Annotated in this window: 16 protein-coding genes and 1 pseudogene; 5 read left to right on the plus strand and 12 right to left on the minus strand. The window is 46.8% G+C overall.

The window, feature by feature from the left end:
• Positions 1 to 5: 5 nt before the first annotated feature.
• From AC2204_RS13095 to AC2204_RS13105, 3 genes are read left to right on the plus strand one after another with little or no spacing between them, the layout of a single operon-like run.
• Positions 6 to 1205, plus strand: a complete 1200-nt coding sequence (locus AC2204_RS13095; protein ID WP_318926066.1) for an MFS transporter — start codon at positions 6 to 8, stop codon at positions 1203 to 1205.
• On the plus strand, positions 1177 to 3042 hold the full coding sequence (locus AC2204_RS13100; RefSeq protein WP_318926068.1) for an IucA/IucC family protein: 1866 nt from the start codon (positions 1177 to 1179) through the stop codon (positions 3040 to 3042). The genes AC2204_RS13095 and AC2204_RS13100 overlap by 29 nt, the downstream gene beginning before the upstream one ends.
• Positions 3035 to 4237 (plus strand): type III PLP-dependent enzyme, encoded by a 1203-nt coding sequence (locus tag AC2204_RS13105; protein WP_318926071.1) that lies wholly within the window; start codon positions 3035 to 3037, stop codon positions 4235 to 4237. Before AC2204_RS13100 ends, AC2204_RS13105 begins: the two co-directional genes overlap by 8 nt.
• A 139-nt stretch (positions 4238 to 4376) precedes the next feature.
• Here the strand turns inward: AC2204_RS13105 and AC2204_RS13110 are convergent, their stop codons facing one another.
• Entirely contained in the window at positions 4377 to 4532 is a 156-nt protein-coding gene (locus tag AC2204_RS13110; protein WP_318926098.1) for a hypothetical protein, read from the minus strand.
• Positions 4533 to 4929: 397 nt separating this feature from the next.
• Positions 4930 to 5289 (minus strand): hypothetical protein, encoded by a 360-nt coding sequence (locus AC2204_RS13115; RefSeq protein WP_318926073.1) that lies wholly within the window; start codon positions 5287 to 5289, stop codon positions 4930 to 4932.
• Between the two features lie 735 nt (positions 5290 to 6024).
• Here AC2204_RS13115 and AC2204_RS13120 point away from each other — a divergent pair.
• Positions 6025 to 6444, plus strand: a complete 420-nt coding sequence (locus AC2204_RS13120) for a hypothetical protein (RefSeq protein WP_318926075.1) — start codon at positions 6025 to 6027, stop codon at positions 6442 to 6444.
• Between the two features lie 354 nt (positions 6445 to 6798).
• On the opposite strand, the pseudogene AC2204_RS13125 reads toward AC2204_RS13120, so the two are convergent.
• The 10 genes and pseudogenes from AC2204_RS13125 to AC2204_RS13170 form a co-directional block, all read right to left on the minus strand.
• Positions 6799 to 7659, minus strand: a pseudogene (locus AC2204_RS13125) (group II intron maturase-specific domain-containing protein); the annotation flags it as partial.
• Positions 7655 to 7780 (minus strand): hypothetical protein, encoded by a 126-nt coding sequence (locus AC2204_RS13130; RefSeq protein ID WP_413466699.1) that lies wholly within the window; start codon positions 7778 to 7780, stop codon positions 7655 to 7657. The gene AC2204_RS13130 and the pseudogene AC2204_RS13125, both read right to left, overlap by 5 nt.
• Positions 7781 to 8582: 802 nt before the next feature.
• On the minus strand, positions 8583 to 9863 hold the full coding sequence (locus AC2204_RS13135) for a BatD family protein (RefSeq protein ID WP_318926077.1): 1281 nt from the start codon (positions 9861 to 9863) through the stop codon (positions 8583 to 8585).
• Between the two features lie 5 nt (positions 9864 to 9868).
• Positions 9869 to 11596 (minus strand): vWA domain-containing protein, encoded by a 1728-nt coding sequence (locus AC2204_RS13140; RefSeq protein WP_318926080.1) that lies wholly within the window; start codon positions 11594 to 11596, stop codon positions 9869 to 9871.
• Positions 11589 to 12653: a vWA domain-containing protein gene (locus AC2204_RS13145; RefSeq protein ID WP_318926082.1), complete on the minus strand. Its 1065-nt coding sequence runs from the start codon at positions 12651 to 12653 to the stop codon at positions 11589 to 11591. Before AC2204_RS13145 ends, AC2204_RS13140 begins: the two co-directional genes overlap by 8 nt.
• On the minus strand, positions 12650 to 13159 hold the full coding sequence (locus tag AC2204_RS13150) for a DUF4381 domain-containing protein (protein ID WP_318926085.1): 510 nt from the start codon (positions 13157 to 13159) through the stop codon (positions 12650 to 12652). The genes AC2204_RS13145 and AC2204_RS13150 overlap by 4 nt, the downstream gene beginning before the upstream one ends.
• The gene (locus tag AC2204_RS13155; RefSeq protein WP_318926086.1) at positions 13159 to 14121 is read right to left on the minus strand and encodes a DUF58 domain-containing protein; all 963 of its coding nucleotides are present in this window, start codon (positions 14119 to 14121) and stop codon (positions 13159 to 13161) included. Before AC2204_RS13155 ends, AC2204_RS13150 begins: the two co-directional genes overlap by 1 nt.
• A gap of 14 nt (positions 14122 to 14135) precedes the next feature.
• Positions 14136 to 15119, minus strand: coding sequence for an AAA family ATPase (locus AC2204_RS13160; protein WP_318926087.1), 984 nt, complete (start codon positions 15117 to 15119; stop codon positions 14136 to 14138).
• A 9-nt stretch (positions 15120 to 15128) separates the two neighbouring features.
• On the minus strand, positions 15129 to 16421 hold the full coding sequence (locus tag AC2204_RS13165; RefSeq protein WP_318926088.1) for an anaerobic sulfatase maturase: 1293 nt from the start codon (positions 16419 to 16421) through the stop codon (positions 15129 to 15131).
• Positions 16422 to 16474: 53 nt separating this feature from the next.
• On the minus strand, positions 16475 to 17992 hold the full coding sequence (locus AC2204_RS13170) for an arylsulfatase (protein WP_318926089.1): 1518 nt from the start codon (positions 17990 to 17992) through the stop codon (positions 16475 to 16477).
• Positions 17993 to 18115: 123 nt separating this feature from the next.
• On the opposite strand from AC2204_RS13170, the gene AC2204_RS13175 reads away from it, so the two are divergent.
• Positions 18116 to 18991: a LysR family transcriptional regulator gene (locus AC2204_RS13175; protein WP_318926091.1), complete on the plus strand. Its 876-nt coding sequence runs from the start codon at positions 18116 to 18118 to the stop codon at positions 18989 to 18991.
• The last annotated feature ends 328 nt before the right edge of the window (positions 18992 to 19319 follow it).

A 19319-nucleotide genomic window follows, 5' to 3' on the forward strand; every position in this document is an offset into this window, starting at 1 on the left:
CCATCATGACCAAACTCATCTACTGCGTGCTGCTGTGCCACTTTATCGCGGCGTTTGCCGCCTTAGGAATGCCTCTGTTTTTACCTATGGTATTGCCCACACTTGACGAGCAAATTGATACCGATTGGGCGGGGGTATTATTTATTCTGCCCACCTTTTGCACCGCTGTGGCGGCACGTTTTTGGGGGAAATTTGCCGATAAATATGGCAGGCGCCGCTCTTTATTGCGTGCCCAACTCGGACTTGCAGCAGGCTTCGCGTTGTGTGGCTTGGCAGATAACCTCACGATGTTTGTGTTTGGTCTTATCGTTCAAGGAACCTTTGGCGGCACCATGGCCGCCTCAAACAGCTACTTATCCAGCCAAATCAACGATGCGAAAACACTCGGTAAATCGCTCAATAAGACTCAGCTTTCTGCCCGCTTGGCGTTAATCATAGCGCCGATTGGACTGGGCTGGAGCTTATCGGAAACCAACCCACTGAACGCGTATCTTTGGTTGTCCGTTTTACCTTTGTTAGCGTTGGCGATCACCTTAACACTGCCTGCCGATCACCTTGCGAAAAGAAAAGCTGAAAAAGGCCAAGCATCTAATGAAGCTCAATGCACTCAAACTCAACCATTAAGTGTCCTTTATTGGGTGTTCGGCGCGCAATTCTGTTTTGCTTTCGCCATGGTAGTCACATTCCCCTATTTCTCACCTTATGTGCAGCAATACGGTGTGACAAACCAAGCGTGGATTGGCTTTTTATACGCCCTGCCACATGGTGTCTACTTGCTCTTTGCCGGGAAAGTTCATCTGTTCTCAGAATGGATTAACCGCCACCATCCGCAACGTACTTTGTGGTTAGGTTTCAGCTTGCTTTCACTCAGTGCCGCAATGCATCTGATACCTTTCCAAGCGATGCTGATTGCTGCTCGTATTGTCTTTGGTCTTGGCATGGTCTGCTGCTATCAAGGTTTACACCAAGCTTTAGCAAACCAGATCGATCGACAACAAAGCGGAATAATATTCTCGCGCTTTGATGCCATGTCTAAATGGGGCGGAGTTGCAGCAGGGTTGAGCGCGTCTTTCATCGCAAGTTTGGGCTGGCTTGAGGTTCCTTTCTTACTTTCTATGTTGATCAGTGGCGGTACCGTTATTGCGCTGATCATCCATTCAAAATTTGGACATCAACATGTTACACACTCAATTATCTCCGACTGAGCACTTAGCCGAAAACACAGAGCTGCTAAATCGTAAAAAAGTGCAGCTCAACCGTGAAAAAGCCCAACTCAATACCAGCATGGGCGTGGTGAACTGCTATTTGCGTGAATACGCGATACCGAACGAGCAAGTCGATTGGTGCTTTAGCGCTGTCTCTCTGCCACAGACCTTGAAAAGAAACTATACCGCTCAGCAGCGTGTGGCGATCCACCTACCTCACCAAAACCTACCTCAGGAAAATGGCTTGCTGGTTTTGCCCATTGAGTACATGAGCAAACTGGGGAAAATAAAACTCAGCGATAGACCCTGGGCTAAAATGCCCGGTGTAGGCTGGTGCAAACTGGACGCAACGCAAACTCTGACACTGTTACTCAACTACCTCAAACAAGTGTTAGAGATTCCATTCAATCACGAGTTGGTCGAGCAAATGGAAAACAGTTTGTTGATCACCGAGCAGTTCCTCAACCTAGACAATGCACCTCAGCATCACAATGCGTTTATCGCCTCAGAGCAGTCATTATTGTGGGGGCATACTTTTCACCCAACACCAAAGAGTCGCTCTGGTGTCAGTATCGATGACTTGCTCGCTTGCTCACCTGAAGTTGGCGCTAAGGTTCCTCTGTATTGGTTTGAAGTGGATACCACACTGCTCGATGTATTAAGCTCAGGCAATCGAACTGCACCGCAAGCAATGCTTGAGCAACTCGCACCAGAACAGAGTGAATCTGCGACTACCATGCTTTACCCTTGCCATCCTTGGGAAAGTTACACCCTTTTGCAAAACCCAGCGGTCAAAAAAGCCATAGAACAAGGCAAAATGACCCCGCTGGGTTTAGGTGGTGAAAAACTCTTGCCAACGTCATCAGTGCGAACTCTTTATCACCCAGATATGGATTGGTTCGCTAAATTCTCTATCAACGTACGTTTGACCAACTGCGTACGAAAAAACGCATGGTATGAGCTCGATAGTGCGGTTCAATTGACCTCTATTCTGCATCCAATCAAAGAAAGCGAGCAGCTGCGTAACCCTGTATTCAAGGTGATGACAGAACCTTACGCCACCACATTAAATCTAGAGTCCGTCGCCGAGCTGCAACAGACAGATGTCATAAAAGCGCGTGAGTCGTTTGGTATTTTGTATCGAGAAAATTTCACTTTGAGTGAAACCGATATCTTGCAACCGACTTTAGCGGGAGCACTCTTTGCCTATGACAGAGACGGAAACAGTTGCATCGCTACTCAGCTCAAACATAAAGCTAAAGCCACACAAAGTCAGTATGAAAATGTGGCAACGTTGTGGTTCGAGCGCTACTTACATTGTTTGATTCCGGGCGTATTTAACTACTACTTCAAACACGGGGTCGCGTTTGAACCTCATTTACAAAATACGCTAATTGGTTTTGAAAATGACATGCCTTGCTGCGTATGGATTCGTGACTTAGAAGGTACCAAACTACTACCTGAGTTTTGGTCGCCAGAGACGCTGCACCGATTATCTGAGCGCGCTCGTCAATCCGTATACTACAGCCGTGAGCAAGGGTGGAATCGTATCGGTTACTGCACCTTCATTAATAACATCAGTGAAGCCATTTTCTTTATCACTGAAGGGAACTCAAGGCTTGAAGAAGCATTATGGAGCGCTTTAAAAGACGCCATAGTTCGTTGGCAGTCAATCAATGGCAAACAACCAGTATTGGTTGCACTACTCAACGACGGCCATTTCCCAAGCAAAAACAACTTCACAACACGTTTGATGCAAAGTGCCGATAAAGAGTCTAGCTATACCCAAGTTGCGGCACCTTGGGCGACTCATACAAAAGGAGTTGACCATGCCTAATTCCCCTCAACTTCCGACATATATTCAGCAAGAAGTGCAGCGACTGGCAGAACAACAAACACAACCGCTGTGCGCTTATCTCTATGACCTAAAAGCATTAGAACTGCACATTAAGCAGATGTGTCATGTATTACCGAAAAACGTTGAATTGTTTTATGCCGCAAAAGCCAACCCTTCAGCGCCAATACTGCGCACTCTCGCGCCTTATATCGATGGTTTTGAAGCGGCGTCGGGCGGAGAGCTTAGTCACCTTGACCAACAACAACTCAACAAACCGCTGATCTTTGGTGGCCCGGGAAAAATGCCTAGTGAGTTAGAACAGGCCATTAAGCTTGATGTCGATGCTATTCATGTCGAAAGCCTTACAGAGTTGCAACGCATTGGCGCCCTGACAAAGAAGTTGAATCGAACAACCTCTATTTTCCTGCGCATGAACATCGACATTGGTGACATCACACTTAGCAAGTTAGCCATGGGCGGAAAACCAACCCCGTTTGGTTTAGATGAGAGTGAGTTAAGTAACGCGCTGATGTATCTGCGCGATTGTCCCTTAATAAAGCTGAAAGGCTTTCACTTCCACTTGATGTCACACCAACTTGAAGTTGATCGCCATCTCGCCTTGATGCAACGTTATTTCCAAGTAGTAAAAGAATGGCAAAAGACGTTCTCACTCGATGAACTAACGATCAATCTCGGTGGCGGCATGGGCATCAATTACCAAAACCCTAAACAACATTTTCCGTGGATGGAGTTTTGCGACAAATTGGAGTTCCTCATTGCCAAAGAACATCTGCAAGGCTGGAAACTGCGTTTTGAATGTGGCCGCTACATCTCTGCACCTTGTGGTTATTACGTGATGGAGGTGTTGGATATTAAGCAAAATCTTGGAGAGCATTTTGTGATCGCTCGCGGTGGCACGCATCATTTCCGGACGCCTGCAGCGCAAAACCATGACCATCCTTTTGCGATCGTGAAAAGTAAGCAGCAACCCGTTATTTCACATTCGATAAACCATACTACGGCCACGCTGGTTGGTCAGTTATGCACACCAAAAGATGTTCTCGCTCGGAATCAACATATCGAGCACATCGACATCGGTGACTATGTGATATTCACCCTAGCAGGTGCTTACGCTTGGAATATCTCACATCAAAACTTCTTAATGCACGAGCCTCCTGTATTCCATTATTTCTAACTTAAAGTGTAAGTCGAAACTCCCCGGAGCTTAGCTAAAGACCGCGTAAATGAAAAAGGCGTTAGTAAACTCGAGTCTACTAACGCCTTAAATAAATTGAACATCATCTACGTATGATGAACATGTTTCAGTTTAATGATTACGCTTGATCTGACTCTGCATCAATACCGCAACCAGTGTAACTTTGTAGTGCGATTTCGTGTTCAAAGACTGCGGCATCGTTACCTTCTGCCAGTAGCTCCGCTATTTCATCCGCGACTTCTTGCTCATTGATGCTTGCACTATAAGTCTGCATAACTAAAACCAATATTCAAACAGTTACAAATCAATTTTCAGCATAAGTTCGCATAGGATTGCAGGAGAAGCCAGCAAATTAAAACCACTCTAAAAATTCAACATTGTAAAATTACCACATGAATATGGACTTGCTGAAGCCGTCACAGAAAGCTTTGGGCCGGACCTAATTCAACGCTGAAACACATATAGACAGAACTGCGTTAGAACTTAAGCTCTAACTCGGGTGTTTCGGATAAAGAATGGTATCTCAAACTGCGCAGTCCCCCCCACTTGCAACTGGCTTTGTGATACGCATAAAGACGATTACTAACGGGAAAACTGAGCATTAAATCCTTGGTTTGCTTGTCACTTACTAGTGATTCAATGCTGCCTGGCACCTGAGTCCTTTATCCTTTTTAAAAACGGCTATTCAGATAAAAGTGACCGGAGTGCAAATGAATTTGGTACAGGGAGATGTCACCCGGCTTACAGAGGGTGAAGTGGGATCCGATTTCCGGCTCATCTTGGATACTGGCACCTTCCATGACTTCGATACCGAGCAGCAGCAAGCAATGGCCCGCAGTGTGGACGCACTGGCAACCGAGGACGCCACTGTAATCTTGCTGTGTTGGCCGCGGCGCATTCGTCCGTTGATCCGGGGGGTGAGCCGGGTGGAAATCGAGGCCGCCTTTACTGGCTGGCAAATCACCGACGTGGAACCATCCTTTTTCAAACTGCCTCCACCCCTGGAATGGGTGCTGCGCCCAGACGAGCATTGGTACCGCCTGCGCCGCGTATGAGATTGAGGTTCTGGCTGCAGTGGACGTCCGCTGCGCGTACCGCCGCTGAACGCGAGCTAAAGCACAAAGTTTATCTAGAGAAGAAGTGCGTCAATATCAGCCTCATTTTGAGGCTGCTTCAAACGCCTCTGGACTGACGCCACCACAGTTTTATCGGTTATATTAACGATGCCATGGCCCCATCCCCTCTTTTTATGACGAAAACAATCATCGACTAATAGAACTCTCTACCCGTGACTGGGAGTCATCCGAGTGCCAGTTATTAGCTGCAATCATCATGAGAAAAAGTATGGTAATTTCAGGATTACCATCTGTTACTGAATAAATACGTTAACTCAGTTTGGGGCAGAACCGAGCTAGCCATAGCAGCTAACTTGGAAGTGGACAGAACTGCGTTAGATCTTAAGCTCTAACTTGGGCGTTTCGGATAAAGAATGGTATCTCAAACTGCACAGTCCCCCGCTTTGTGATACGCATAAAGACGCTTACTAACGGGAACACTGAGCATTGCGGCCTTAGTGAAATTCAATGAAAAAATGCAAAAATGATGATTACGATTCAATGATGCCTGGCACCTGCCCCCTTTATCCTTTTAAAAACAGCCATTCAGATAAAAGTGACATCAACCATTGTTAACAAGGTAAAGCTAATGTAGCATCTGCCTATATAATAAAAGCCTAATTTAACAGAGAGTAAATGGAGAAGTGACAGATGTTCATGATAGAGCTAAATGATACTGGCTGGAGATACTGGCTGATAACGGCTGTACTGCTTAGTTACGGAGTCGTCGCCGACCCGATGGGGTTTGTGTTTGCTATAGGCCTGACCGTCGTTCATCTGCTCCACTTTGTCATCAGCAAACGAAGTGTTACCGCATTTCCGATACAGGTTCGATTCTGGTACTTGTCGCTGCTGTTGTTGGCACAGTTCGAGGGGCTTGGTTGGATATATTGGATCCCGGCAATAGGCACTTGGGCTCAAGTACTCTTTGGATACTGCGCCATGGCACGCCTTGTTTCACTGTTGCCTTGGAATAGCAATGAGCGTTTTTCAATTGCTCTGATCAGACGAACATTGCTTGCCCGCCCGGTTAAAGGCAGCATCAAGCAAAAGGTTGCCGCTGACAGTTAATCGACCAAGGGGCTGACAAAGTGACAAAGGCATCGGAGTCTGATCCCTTTGTCCTATAATTGCTGACAGTGGCTTCGTGTTTCCTGGTCTAATATTCCTGGCCCCTGGCAGAGGTGGCTATGAGCAGACAGCTGAAAGTTGTGGTACTGGTATTGCAAATCAAGATGAACAGGATACGAATAAGCAATAACTCTAAGTGATAATGGAGCAAAATCGTGCCAGATGGTGAGGCTGGCACGAAGTTGTCGGATAGACGACACTTGTTACCAAGTGCCGTCCTCCTAAGAACCGTACGTGCAACTTTCACTGCATACGGCTCAAGCCTCCGCTAAGGCGTGTTATGTTACCCAGCAATCACAATGCAGCTAAGACGGGATCAAACCACGAATTTCGTCCCTGTTTTTTTGGCTTACGCTCTTTGAGGTAAGGTTCATAAAAGGGATCGTAAGGCGTTGCCTTACTCATGATTTTTACATGCCTTTTAATTGGGGTTTGGGCTATCTGAACCAGATTAAAATGGCAGTCCATATTGGCGATTTTCTGCCAGCCGTGAAATTGCCATCCACCTGTGCGGTTCATATAATATTTTCGACGTACCCAGTCTTTGCTTTTCGCTGGATGACGTCTAACTGCCCATCGCCACAACAACCAGAAAAGTTGATGACTTACATAATCGAAAGTTCGCTTTGCAACACAATGACGATAATAGTTCGCCCATCCTCTCAGCTTCGGATTCAGTATCTTAATCAGATCGTTAACTGGAATAGTTGCGTGCTTTTTGATGAGTTCGCGTAAGTTACTCAAAAATGAAAGAACGTTGATCTTGCTTGGTTTTATAAGCAGTTTGCCTTTGTATTTTCTGAGGTTGAACCCTAGAAAATCAAAACCGTCATCAATGTGGGTGACATGCGTTTTCTCTTCAGAAAGCGTTAAGCCCCTTTCTTTTAAAAAGCCAATGAGCTGCGGTTTAATTTCGTTAACTAAGACTTCCTGTGAAGACCCTGTTATTACGAAATCATCTGCGTATCCAATGAAGTTCACTCTATCACCCGTTTTACGCGCTATCGACTTAACTAGTTTTTCCAAACCAGCTAACGTCAGTAACATAAGCGTCGGGGAGATGATGCCACCTTGTGGCGTCCCCTCTGCTGTATTGTAAAACATTCCTTTATCGATAAAGCCACATCCTAGCCACTGTTTCAGCATTCGTTTATCCGCGGGTTGCTTTTGCAATGCGCATTTGAAGCTTTAATACGAGCTGCTCCATGGCTGTCCAGTTAATGGCTTTCCATTGAGCATCGATAGGAGGGGCACTAACTTCAATTGAAGCTACCATTTGCATTCCTCCTTGAATAAAGTTCTTCAAATCATCTTGCAACGGGAGACCAGCTAGAAGTCAGCTCGCTTTCGCGCCAGATAACAACCTGTATCCGCATCATTACAACACGGCTTTCGCTTTTTCTAGCCTCCTTTACCTGCACCACTATCGGCTATCTTCGCAGATAGCTTTCCCATAGGGAGAAGTACAGGCTTACCCTGTTCCATATGTCACGCAACGTCGGGTTAGATGCCCCATATAAGTGCGGAGAGCGTATTGATCACGAAAGAGTACTGTCCAATCTCTTTCCTACTCTCGTGCCTTTTGGCCACAGCGTATTAACCACTTCCGCTGATCCACGTATAACGCACCTTGTATGGATTCACTTACGTTCATCATACCGACACCCTAGCACTTACCCGATTTGTGGTTATCAGGAGGAACGTCCTCTCACGATTCCATTCCCGCTCAGCGAACTGCTGAACTTCGTTACATTGTCGGGTTCGCTGCTTTATTCAGAACCCTAGGGTCATCTGGTGATACAGATGGTTCACTCTTATCGCGGTGAACAGCGCTTCATACGACTTCAGGTCGCACGGACATAAACGTGTTAGGTCATTGAGCTCTGGGGCAAGCTCACCTATTAGGAAAAGTAAGGTAACATGGATTAGAGTTCTGGCCTGCGATTGTCCGATAAAACGGATCAAGTCCAGTTCCTGCCAAAGCGTCGGACTGTACTTACTGCCCTCGTTAAGTCCCGACAAGGTTCACCGAATTCTAGAAAAAACCTTTCCGTTTTTAGGCTAGTGCTCATTGAAACTCAAGTATCTAGACGTTTTAACGCTCTCGGTAACTTCATTCGCCACACAGGTAGCTTTGTTGTTCGAACCTTTCGCCAGCCCTGCTTGATTAATCGGCTATTTTGTTCCCCGGCTTGAATACGTGCGCTTATTTGTTGCCACTGTTCACTGTTATCCACTTTGGCCATTTCTAATTGTGAAGTATGCGTACGCGCTTGTCGATATAACAACGTACGTACCGCGCCCCAACGCTTGGCTCTAACAAGACGACGGAATGTTAGCCAGGCAGGAACAGGCCGTTTTCGGTAGTAACGCTTAATGGCAATTATCGCTGAGACCAGTAACGTAAGCAAGATACAGGCGGCAATTAACCACGATGAATAGGCTTTGAGGAATGATGCGAGCGTGTGTTTCGCGTGAAAACTTTGCCCTTGCACCACAACGGTCTCAAGCTGGTTGCTTTTGCTGTTCCACCAATGAAATTCGATATCCGGTAAAGTGATGTCTCCGCCTTGTTGAATCACATAAACACTCTGTTCGGTTCGAGTCGACTGATAATCGCCACGTGTTTGTGTATCAGACAATTGATGTGGCTGCGGATAGGTGTGGTATTGCTGTGTAGACAGATCTGACAGCAGATTTGGCAAGAGCACCGACAGGCTATCTTGCGCACTCACCGTTACCGTTCGTGTAATCGCATCACCGACTTTCAATTGCTCGTGAGACGTCTGCCATTGCTGTTCTATTTCAACATTTGAAGCGACAAACCATGGAGTTTGATCGCTGACCATCCCAGTTGGCAGAGCGGCCTCAAATCGCAGTGGTGGCGTATATAAAGTGCCCGCAACATTTGAACCATCGGGCACAGAAACTTTTACCCAAACCGGTACTGGTGGAATCACAAAGCTCCCCGAAGCTTGTGGGTAAAGCGTCACTTCCCAGCGCTGGCGCGACCAAGTTTGCTCACCCTTTCGGTCTGAAAAGTTAGTGGCCAACTGGTTACGCTGCTTGGCAATCAAGTTAGCCACATCAATTGCACCGATGCGTGTGCCACCTGTAAACCAACGGGACGTCGCGACTTCAATATTCAAAATCACTTGCTGGTTAACACTCACTTGCGGTATGCGGCTATCGCCTTGCGTGCCGATCCAAGCTGTGATTTCAACATCATGGTTACGCTGCAATTGGTTAATATCCAGTTCTGCCGCAAAGCCACTGAATGGCGTAAACAAGGCCAGTACCAACAACCAAATAGTGATGAGTATGTTAGCTTGAGGTGACGAGTTATGGTTTTGAATCAAAATAGTTACTCCTCACCTAACTCATTGGCACTGTTAGATACATCGACCGGATTTTGTAACTGGATTTGGAATTTGGCGCGTAAGAAATACTTCGGATCAGCTTCAACACGTTTTAGCCATTTATCCGCCACCGCTTGGTCATTCAGCAACTCTTCAGCACTTATCGACTCTTTGATCATCAGTTCTTCAGAGGTTTGTTCTTGGAAGCCGTCGCCAGTCCTTGGTTGATCCTCGCCGAGCTCTACGGATATCTCTTGTTGCCCTTCTGCTGATTTCCCTTGGCTTTCACTCATCTGGTTAATCTCGTCCACCAAAGCGGTGATGACTGCTAGGTTGTGTTCAACGTCTAGTCGTAACTTTTCACTTAATGTGGTTTGCGCGGCCAGTATTTGCAGTAAATCTCTGGCAGCAACGTACTCTCGCTGTCTAGCCAGTGCGCTGGCGGCGTTATACAAACCTAAATCGCATTCGTCTTGTGTCGCGGCGTGCCTTAGTTCTAAAAACGCGCTATGCGCCAGCTTATATTCGCCCGCGTAGTAATAAGCGGTGCCTTTACGTAGTGGGTCTTTAAAATGCTTGGCCGCTTCAAGGTACTGTTTGTTGTTTATTAGGTGCTGGCCTTGCTGATCCGGCGTTAACCACAAGTCCCACCAACTTTGCGCGAGCTTATCCCACAATGTGACTTTTTGGACCACTTCGACTTGCTCGGCTTTACTTTGCACTGGCTGCGCCATTGCCGTTTTGGGCAATAATAAAGAACCAGAAACCATCGCAAGCAAACACCACTGCACCAGCCAACCTTTGCGGAACCACAACATCATGATCAGCGCAATAGGATAAAGCAGCACGTAGCCCATGTCCTTCCAAGGCATCGACGATTCGCCGTTGAGCTGCATGTTGCGCTCCACTAGGCGATTCAGCGTTTTGATATCACTACCGTCGATGCTCACTTCAACCAATTGCCCGCCTGTTGCACGAGCCAACGCGCGCAATGAGTCTAAATCCATCGGATTATCGCTAACTCGCTCAGGATTTCCTGCAGCAAGAATCAACAACTGATATGGTTTGTCTGAAAAGAAGTCTTCAAAGCTATCGATAGTATTGGGCGTCACACCATCGCTGACCAATAACACGCTTGAGCCTAGCTCGTTATTTAACTGTTGATCGATAAGTGATAAGGCTTGTGATGAGTCTTTCCCGTCAACAGGCATGATTTCTGGTGAAATAGCCGCGAGGAAAGGGTCAAACACTTTTGCGTCTTGCGTCACTGGCATTGCGACATGTGCGCTGCCAGCGTAGACCACCAAGCCAGTTCGACCGCCTTCTCGCGCTGAGAGCAAATCTCGCACCTTTTGCTTGGAGCGCTCTAAACGACTTGGCGGCAAATCTTTTTGTAGCATCGAATCACTGTTGTCTAGTACCACCAGCATCGACGCTTTATCTTCCCCAAATGGTGACGCTTCTCGCTGCCAAGTTGGTCCGGCGCAGATGACAATCGCCAACGTCACGTTGACCAGCAGTAACTTAAGCGGCAACTGTTTTCGCCAGCCTTTTTCGCCGATGGTCAGCGCGCTGCGTAGGTGTTCGGGTAACACATCTTTCCAGCTTGGTCTGGAATCTTCCAATAAGCGTAGCCAAAGCAACAATACCATCGGCACAAACGCCAGTAACCACCAAGGTCTTAGGAAGTGAAATTGGCTGAAGAACTGCTCAACAGTCAGAGAATCAAACATGCTTTTCTCCTTGTTGAGTGTTTGAAGTTGAGTTCGCTAATCGTCTTCGTTGCAGCGTTGCTAAACTGAACGCCAACAGATGCATCACGACTACGATCGCCAACAAATAATGATGCAGAGTTTGTTTTGGTCGATAAGTGGTACTTTCGTAGAGTTGAGGTTCAAGATCACCAATCTCTTGATAAGCGAGCGCTAACTCATCTCGGTTGAGCGCTTGAAACGCTTTACCACCTGATTCACGGGCAATACGTTCGATCGTCTCCATATCCAGTGCGGATTCACCCACAGTTTGCGGATCTCCCATCGCGATAACATGTACGCGCACGCCTTTCGCTTTGGCAACTTTTGCCGCGTCAATCGGTTCGACAAAGCTGCCAGTATCATTTCCATCGGTCAGCACAATCACGACTTTCTCTTTTGGCTTGTTTTGCTGAGGATTGGATTGCGTACTCTGCTCAAATACTTTGATCGCCAAACCAATTGCATCACCAAGGTGGGTACTTTGCCCTGCCATTGCAACCTCCGTTTGGTCGAGTAACTCTAACCAGACTTGTTGGTCTGCGGTAAACGGGGTTTGTACAAATGCAGCATCGCCAAACAAGATCAAACCTAATCGGTCGCCTTTTCTTGTGGTCACAAACTCAGCAAGGACCTCTTTCGCTGCATCAAGACGAGACATTTTGCTGCCCGATTTTGAGTTGAAATCGACTTCTGCCATTGAGCCGGACAAATCCACCACGACCATTACGTCACGCCCGAGCTGCTCGCGCACTTGTGATTTACCCAGTACGTTCGGCTGCGCCAATGCCGTGACTACGCACACCCAAGATATAATCAGAGTGGCTCGCTGCCACCATTTGGGCGCAAGTTGGCTCGCGCCTTCAGACGGCGTTTCACCTATCGCATCCACCAGCAATTGAAAGAAAGGTACTTTGATCGCCATTTGTTTGGTGCGATAAGCTGGTACGAGATATGAGATAAGCAGCGGCACTGGTAAAAGCAAAAACCATAACGGGTGGGCGAACTCTAGACTGTTCAGTGAGAGCAACGGATTCATACTCTGCCCTCCTGAGTCTTATTGCTTAGGCTATGTTGTTCAAGCCAGACTTTCGCTCGTTTGATCAGTTCAGCATTTTGCTCTGGGTTGAGTTCAATGCTCGGATTGACCAAACTTTGCTGCCACTGCTTTGCGGTTTGATCATTAAAAGCGGGGTGTTCTGGGCTGAGTTCATTGAGCTTATCTAAGAAGGCCATATCGAACAGACAAGCGTTACCGCTGTCGAGATAAACCAGTACGATTTTCAAAACAGAAAACAGCCTTTTCCCAGTATAATCATCTTGCGGATTGAGTTCGTTGAGCACAGTTAATGCTTCACTTCGGTAGCGATTGCTCCACCAATGACGAAGCGCCTTATAGGTCAAATACGCGAGTACGAGCAATGCAACTAAAGCGAGCAGCTTCCAACCGATAGTTTGCGGCCACCAACTGACACTTTCTGGCACCGTCACATCGTGTAAATCCCGTAAAATATAGGTGCTTGGCGGGGTATGGATAGTCGCCATTATCGACCTCCCACCAACTGTTGAAACTGAGCAATGTGCTCACCGGAAGTATCAAGCTCGATATGGGGTAGCTTTTTGATCGACATAAGCTGAGCCAGAGACTGTCTTTGCTGCGCCATTCGTTCGGCCAGATGCTCGCTGGCGGTTTCGACTTTGGCTTTGCTGTCTAAGTTAAGTTGATAGCGCCCGTCACCCACCACCCACTTCAGGCTGGCGAGGTCTTCTGGTAACGCTTTTTCAAATGGGTCACTGACCATCACCGCCAGCACATCGTTGTGTTGCTGCAGTTGTTTCAGATGGTCGAGATGACTTTCCTCGCAATCATGCCAATCACTGATGAAGATAATCGTCGACTGTTTGAGCTTCATTCTTTTCACTTGCTCAAGCCAACGCGAAAAGCTGACGTGTTCACTGTTGTGCGCGTCAACATTCAAGGCTTGGTTCGACTGAGCGAGGCGTTTTAACTGGGCTAAGAATTCATTTTGCGAGCGCTGTGCTTTGCTATGAAAAACGCGTTGATGCGCGGCAATCACGAACCCGACACGGTCACCGTCTTTCAATACTCGCCATCCACACATTGCAGCGATTTCTGCCGCGACCACCGATTTCATCACTTCAATCGAAGAGAAAAACATCGCACTGCGCTGGTCGACACAAATAATGACGTTGCGGTCTTTCTCTTCGGTGTAACTTCTCACGTGCGGTTTTCCGGTACGCATCGTCACTTTCCAATCGAGGTTACGAATATCATCGCCGAGTTGGTAATGACGTAACTCTTCAAAGTTCAAGCCACGACCACGAAATAGAGAGTTATGACGTCCAGATAGAACACTGCCGGCTTTGAGATGTGGCAAAAGACTGAATGATTTAGCCTGAGCTTGCAGGCGAACTAAACGGGCGTAATCACAATATAAACGCGGATCGAGTCCTCGGGACTGAGGAGCATGAGTCGGCTTGACCATTTCTACCTCCGCGCTTAGCCGATTTCGACGTAATCTAACAGCTCTTCAATGACGCGTTGATGGTCAACGCCGTCTGCCAACGCGTCGTAGCTCAGTGAAAAACGATGTCCCATGACGGCAGGCACCATGGCGCGAACGTCATCAGGTAGGACATGGTCGCGACCTTGTAGCCACGCATAAGCACGAGCACATTTATCAAGCGCAATAGACGCACGCGGACTTGAACCGACTTCAATCCACTTGTCGAGTTGAGAATCTGGGTAACGTTGCGGTTTGCGGGTTGCCATCACCAAAGCAACGATGTAGTCTTCGACCAGCTCAGAGACCGCGATATGCGGCAACTCTTGGCGCGCTTCAAGGATCAGCTCGGGAGAAATATGCTCTACAGGGTTCGCCGTTTGTGAGGCTTTTGCACCAAGCTCTTCACTACGAACCAAGCGGATAATATCTCGCTCTGCCTCGTCTTCTGGATAATCGACAGTCACCTTCATGATAAAGCGGTCCATCTGCGCTTCAGGTAACGGATAGGTTCCTTCCTGCTCAATCGGGTTTTGCGTCGCTAGTACCATAAATAGATCGGGTAGCTGGTGCGTTTTGTCACCCACGGTAATCGTCCCTTCTGCCATCGCTTCAAGCAAGGCAGCCTGCACTTTAGCGGGCGCACGGTTTACTTCATCGGCAAGAACAATACTGTTAAAAATCGGTCCCGGTTGGAAATGCAGTTGTGGCTTACCCGCCACTTCTTGATACACCTCGGTGCCAGTGACGTCTGACGGTAATAAGTCAGGAGTAAACTGGATACGTCCGAAGCTAGTATTAAGCAAATTAGCCAGTGATTTTACCGAGCGCGTTTTCGCTGTTCCCGGCAAACCCTCAAGCAGCACGTGTCCGTTAGTCAGCAAACCAATAACCAAAGCACGAACCACATGACTTTGACCAATTACACTTTGTTCTGTTTGTTCGATCAATTGCTTGATCGCTTGTTGTGCGTTATTCATCCCAACCCCTTACTTAGAATTTTGTTGCTGTAAGATCTGCGATAAACCCACCAGCATAGGCAAGGTGTCATCGAAGTATCGACGGATACCTGAACAAAGGTAGTTAAGCCCTTGTTCACCGTCCGGGGTCTTGATTAAACGGTTTTTCGGGCATTCGCCCCAGCAGTATTTTAGGTAGGGACACTGCTTGCAGTATTCTGGTAGTGAGTCACGCTTTGCCATACCAAAAGTAAACTGACGAGTGGAGAACGCCATCTCATTCAGCGTATGGTCGTGAATGTTCGACAACTTATATTCGGGATACACATAGTGGTCACAGCTGTACACGTCACCGTTATGTTCAATCGCTAAGCCTTTACCACAGAATTCTGCGGTAATACAAAGCTGAGAAGGTTTTCCCATCACTTGAGCGACAGCAGTTTCGAATAGATTGACCAGCACTCGGCCTAAGTCGTTGTTGACCCATTCCACAAACATTGTGCTAAGGAATTCACCCCAGTCATCAGGGTCGACCGACCAATCGGTGACGACTGACATTGGATGTCCCGGTTTGGCTAACTCACTGCCCAGCTCTGGGATCATCTGCTCATTCCAGAACTGTGGCGCGGTCGTGTGGAAATCATTTGGCTCGACCACAGGCGCTAGCTGGATATAAGTGACGCCAAGCTTGCGGGTGAGGAATCGGTAGATCTCCAATGGATGCTTCACGTTGTGGCGGTTTACCGTCACCAGAGCGTTGAATCGCACTTGGTGTTGCTGCAGCTTTTCAACCGCTTTCATTACCAAATGGAAAGTAGGCTTACCGCTACGGGTTTTGCGGTATTTGTCGTGTAGCTCTTGCGGACCATCAACCGATAATCCCACTAAGAAGTTATTCGCATGCAAGAACTCGCACCATTCGTCATTGAGTAAAATACCGTTGGTCTGCAAGTCATTTTCGATGCGCGTGCCTGTTGGTTGGTATTTCTTCTGTAGCTCAACCACTTTTTGGAAGTAGTCTAACCCGAGCAGTGTTGGCTCCCCGCCCTGCCAAGAAAATACGATTTGTTCGCCGTCTTGACTCTCAATATAGCTCTTAATAAAGGCTTCTAAGGTTTCATCATCCATTTTCGGTTGTTTTGGTTGATGAAGCAGATTTTCTTTATGCAGGTAAAAGCAATATTGGCAGTCAATGTTACATTTTGCACCGCCGGGTTTGGCCATCACATGAAAGCGACGTTCATTTCCTTGCGCGGATTTAAACGCAGTTTTCATTGGGACGATTGGCATAGCCGTAGAATGACGTGGGGAAGTTTTGCTCATGCATCTCTCTCTTTGAATTGTGGCGCCCCTAGGAGCGCCACTTTAATTATTCGTTACTTAGGAACAAATGTGCCCGGTTCCATACGAGGTGGGTATTCTTTAAACGTCCCCATCACCTCTTTCACTTTTTCCATCGCTGGCATCATTAAGAATGAGCGCTCGTACATCCAAGTATCGTATCCCATACCAGTATCACCGCGTTCAAATGGATCGATACTTAGGTCAAAGATCTTCGGAACACGAAGCTTGGTGAATGGTTTTTGCCAAATCTCTAAGCCAGTCTCATTTTCTTGAATCAAGAAATGGAACTTATATTTGCCTTGACGTAGTGCAAGTAAATCACCGTCGTCACTCCAATAAACAAACTCGTTACGTGCAGATTTGTCTGATTTACCAGTAATATAAGGCAATTGGTTGTAACCATCTAGATGAACTTTGTAGTTCATATCACCAACTTTCTTACCCTTAAGCAACTCATCAGTCACTTTATCGTTACCTGCTGCTGCAACTAACGTTGGGAAGAAGTCTTCTAGAGACATGATACCGTTAAACGTTTTACCCGCTTCAATCTTACCAGGCCACTTGATCAACATAGGTACACGGAAAGCCCCTTCCCAACCAGTGTTTTTCTCAGAGCGGAATGGCGTCATACCTGCATCTGGCCACAAGTTGATCATCGGACCGTTATCTGTGGTGTAAACGATGATAGTTTTGTCATCAACACCCAGCTCTTTGATCTTGTTTAGTAGGTGACCAATTTGGTCATCGTGCTGTTTTACACCATCAGCGTAAAAACCAGCACCTGTTTTGCCCTTGTACTCTCCTGGTACGTGAGTGAAGTTGTGCATGCGAGTGGTGTTGAACCAAGTAAAAAACGGTTTATCTGCTTTTACTTGTTTTTCAATGAAGCTTTCTGCTGCATCTAGGAATTCGCCGTCAACGTTTTCCATACGCTTACGAGTTAGAGGGCCAGTATCTTCGGTTTTTCCGTCCGCGTATGAGTGGATAACACCGCGTGGACCAAACTTCTTCTTAAACTCAGGATCAGTAGGGTAATCCACGTTCTCTGGCTCTTCTTCCGCATTCAGGTGGTAAAGGTTACCGAAAAATTCGTCGAAACCGTGGTTAGTTGGAAGATGTTCGTCTCGGTCACCTAGGTGGTTTTTACCAAATTGACCTGTCGCGTAACCCAGCTGTTTTAGCATGGTGGCGATCGTTGGATCTTGTTTCGAGATACCTTCAGCCGCACCAGGTAAACCCACTTTAGATAAACCAGTACGCTTAGGCATTTGGCCAGTGATAAATGCAGAGCGGCCAGCGGTAGAGCTTTGCTGTGCGTAGAAGTTTGTAAACTTCGCGCCCTCTTGGGCAATAGTGTCGATGTTTGGAGTGTTGTAAGCCATCATACCTTGGTTATACGTACTAAGGTTCCAATAACCCACATCGTCACCAAATATCACCAAGATATTGGGTTTGTCCGCCGCGTATGCGGTAGCAGAAGCCGCACCTAACGCGAGCGTACAGACGTTAAGCACCAGCTTTTTGCCTTTCCCTTTGGTCGCATTTTTCATACCATCTCCGTTATTTCACTGAAATTATAGGAAGTTAACCTTAAGCTCCCTCATCAGCTAAGATAAACTACGAAGAAACCAGAATAAAGATAGTGACAGTTTACTAATGTATCAATTTAATTTATGAGTACTGTGATGGACTTAAACCTAATTCAGACTTTTCTCGTAATCGCAGAATTCCAGTCTTACACCAAAGCAGCAGAGCATCTGGGGCTCACTCAGCCCGCGGTCAGTGCCTCAGTGAAACGTCTGGAACAAGTGGTGAATAAACAGCTATTTGTAAAGAAAGGACGAGGAATTGCGCTGACCTCTACCGCGTATCAGTTGATTCCGCAGTTCCAGCAAGCACTCAGTATTATCGACAATGCGGTAGTGAAAGAAAAAGCCTTTGAAATCTATTGCTCTGAAGCGCTGTTGCACAAAATAAGTGCAATCGAAGGCGTAATACTTAAAGAATCTCCACCTGATAAATATTTGTTGTTTGATGAACTACGTCAACAAAGTGTCGATTTGGTCATTGATACCATCATTGCTAAGGAGCCCGCTTTTGTTGTCGAAGAGGCCTATAGCGAACCGGCTGTAGTGATCTGTCGCAAAAACCACCCGAGAATTGCGGGCTCAATCAGTACAGTGCAGTTCTATCAAGAAAAGCACTGCCTATTCTCGGGTAAATGGCAACAAGCAACTGGCTTTGAACAGTTAACTAAAGAGGCGTCTCACGAGCGCAAAGTTGATATTGTCACTTCATCTATCGCGAGTATGGCAATGCACGTCGCACGGCGCGACTGCTTGGCGGTTATTTCGAAATCCTTTGCTCAGAAGTGGAGCGAAATCCTCGGGCTACAGGTCCTATCTTGTCCAATTGAGATTTATGAGATCCCCTACAAGTTGGTCTATCACAAACGTCAAATAAACAACCCTGCACATATGAGATTGCGAGAACAGATAAAAGCCTTACTCAAGCTCGAACAATCTATAGAGCATCGTTCAAAGTTCTAGGACGTGATTGGTTTGCTGCCCGTTAGTCTAAAAAAACACCCCAGCAATCGCTGGGGTGTCTGTGTTGTGTTGCTTGAACCATAAGTCGACATAACGCACGACTATAAATCAGTCATTTAGGGGATTCTTTGCATCATAAGTTGGCATAAAAATGAAGCATAAAGTGACATAACCTTACATTCACTCAGTCTAATGAATCGAACATTGAAGGAAACTTTCAAACAAGCCTCATTAGTTTGCTCCCCTTGTTGGCAACAGCAAGAATCATATGAAACAACACCAACCGCTTCCTTATAAACAAAAGTTCATGCATCAGAGTCAGCACCAG

The sequence above is a fragment of the Photobacterium sp. genome (assembly GCF_057456235.1).

Excerpts from the sequence above, each read along its gene's own strand:
- AC2204_RS13165 (WP_318926088.1), bottom strand. The coding sequence starts at position 16,421 with ATGAGCAAAACTTCCCCACGTCATTCTACGGCTATGCCAATCGTCCCA.
- AC2204_RS13170 (WP_318926089.1), bottom strand. The coding sequence starts at position 17,992 with ATGAAAAATGCGACCAAAGGGAAAGGCAAAAAGCTGGTGCTTAACGTC.
- AC2204_RS13130 (WP_413466699.1), bottom strand. The coding sequence starts at position 7,780 with ATGGTAGCTTCAATTGAAGTTAGTGCCCCTCCTATCGATGCTCAATGG.
- AC2204_RS13145 (WP_318926082.1), bottom strand. The coding sequence starts at position 12,653 with ATGAATCCGTTGCTCTCACTGAACAGTCTAGAGTTCGCCCACCCGTTA.
- AC2204_RS13150 (WP_318926085.1), bottom strand. The coding sequence starts at position 13,159 with ATGGCGACTATCCATACCCCGCCAAGCACCTATATTTTACGGGATTTA.
- AC2204_RS13160 (WP_318926087.1), bottom strand. The coding sequence starts at position 15,119 with ATGAATAACGCACAACAAGCGATCAAGCAATTGATCGAACAAACAGAA.
- AC2204_RS13110 (WP_318926098.1), bottom strand. The coding sequence starts at position 4,532 with ATGCAGACTTATAGTGCAAGCATCAATGAGCAAGAAGTCGCGGATGAA.
- AC2204_RS13120 (WP_318926075.1), top strand. The coding sequence starts at position 6,025 with ATGTTCATGATAGAGCTAAATGATACTGGCTGGAGATACTGGCTGATA.
- AC2204_RS13175 (WP_318926091.1), top strand. The coding sequence starts at position 18,116 with ATGAGTACTGTGATGGACTTAAACCTAATTCAGACTTTTCTCGTAATC.
- AC2204_RS13140 (WP_318926080.1), bottom strand. The coding sequence starts at position 11,596 with ATGTTTGATTCTCTGACTGTTGAGCAGTTCTTCAGCCAATTTCACTTC.
- AC2204_RS13100 (WP_318926068.1), top strand. The coding sequence starts at position 1,177 with ATGTTACACACTCAATTATCTCCGACTGAGCACTTAGCCGAAAACACA.
- AC2204_RS13105 (WP_318926071.1), top strand. The coding sequence starts at position 3,035 with ATGCCTAATTCCCCTCAACTTCCGACATATATTCAGCAAGAAGTGCAG.
- AC2204_RS13115 (WP_318926073.1), bottom strand. The coding sequence starts at position 5,289 with ATGCTCGTCTGGGCGCAGCACCCATTCCAGGGGTGGAGGCAGTTTGAA.
- AC2204_RS13095 (WP_318926066.1), top strand. The coding sequence starts at position 6 with ATGACCAAACTCATCTACTGCGTGCTGCTGTGCCACTTTATCGCGGCG.
- AC2204_RS13155 (WP_318926086.1), bottom strand. The coding sequence starts at position 14,121 with ATGGTCAAGCCGACTCATGCTCCTCAGTCCCGAGGACTCGATCCGCGT.